Source organism: Phaeovulum veldkampii DSM 11550 (genome assembly GCF_003034995.1).
Classification (GTDB): domain Bacteria; phylum Pseudomonadota; class Alphaproteobacteria; order Rhodobacterales; family Rhodobacteraceae; genus Phaeovulum; species Phaeovulum veldkampii.
In genome coordinates, this window is sequence record NZ_PZKF01000113.1 from 1 (window position 1) to 1,251 (window position 1,251).

General features: G+C 62.8%; 1 protein-coding gene. It reads right to left on the minus strand.

The genetic code is table 11. The annotated features are described in order from the left end of the window. On the minus strand, window positions 1-1,251 hold a 1,251-nt coding region (locus C5F46_RS16145), incomplete at both ends, for a DNA methyltransferase (RefSeq protein ID WP_146160264.1).

A 1,251-nucleotide genomic window follows, 5' to 3' on the forward strand; every position in this document is an offset into this window, starting at 1 on the left:
GGTCACGTCGCATTGGTATTCCGCGATGATCAGCGCCAGCCGCGCGATCTCGGCCGAGAAATCCCGCAGTTCGATCCCGCGATAGTTGGTCAGGGGAATGTCGGTGCGGCGCTGCGGCTCGCCCCGGCGCTTGTTGATCTCATATTCAAGGCTGCGCATTTCCTTGTAGGCGATGACAAGGAAGTTGCCCGAGCCGCAGGCGGGATCGAAGACGCGGATCTTGGCCATGCGGGCGCGCAGATTGGCCAGCTTGCGCGCGTTGTCGCCCGCCGCCTCCAGTTCCGCCCGCAGGTCATCGAGGAAGAGCGGGTTCAGCACCTTCAGGATGTTCGGCACCGAGGTGTAGTGCATGCCGAGGACCGAGCGTTCCTCCTCATCCGCGACGGCCTGGATCATGGAGCCGAAGATGTCAGGGTTGATCTGCGTCCAGTCGAGGCTGCCTATGTGGGACAGGTAGCGCTGCGCGATCTTGGAAAAGCGCGGCACATCGGTGCTGCCCGAGAAGAGCCCGCCGTTCACATAGGGAAAGGTGTCGGCCCAGCGGGGCAGCTTGGCGTCGGCCCGTTTGGGGATGGGAGTGTTCATCGCGCGGAAAATCTCGCCGATGACTTCGTGCGTGTTCGACCCGTCGCGGTTGGCCATCTGGTCGATGGTGGCGGTGAACAGGTTGTCGCTAACGAAGATGTCGGTGTCTTCGGCGAAGAAGCAGAAGATCAGCCGCGCCATGAAGTGGTTCATGTCGTGGCGTTTCTCGGCGCTGCCCCAGTCGGGGTTGTCCTTGATCAGCTCGACATAGAGCCGGTTGAGGCGGCTGGTCGCGCGGATGTCAAACGCGCTTTCGCGGATCTGTTTGACGGTGGAGATGCCCGCGAGCGGCAGGAAGAAGCCGAAATGGTCGGGGAAATCGGTGTAGCGGCAGGCGATGGTTTCGCCGGTGGTGATATCCTCAGCCTCGAGGTCGATGCCATCGGTGGCGAGGATGAACTTGGCCTTGGCGCGGGTGGTGGCGGGGCTGTCGCGCAGGGCGGTCAGGGTCGCCGCGATGTCGCCCGGCGCGCAGGTGGCAAGGTGGATGTTGTTGGTCTGCAGGACACCGCCCCAAGGGCCATCAAAGTCGGACTTGTTCGACGCGCCGGTACGCAGCCGCTTGATGGTCGTGTCCTTGTTGCCGAAGGCCATGAGGAAGGCATAAGGGAACTCGACCGCGTCGAAGGGCTGCTCGGCAAGTTCGGAAACGGCTTGTTCGATTTC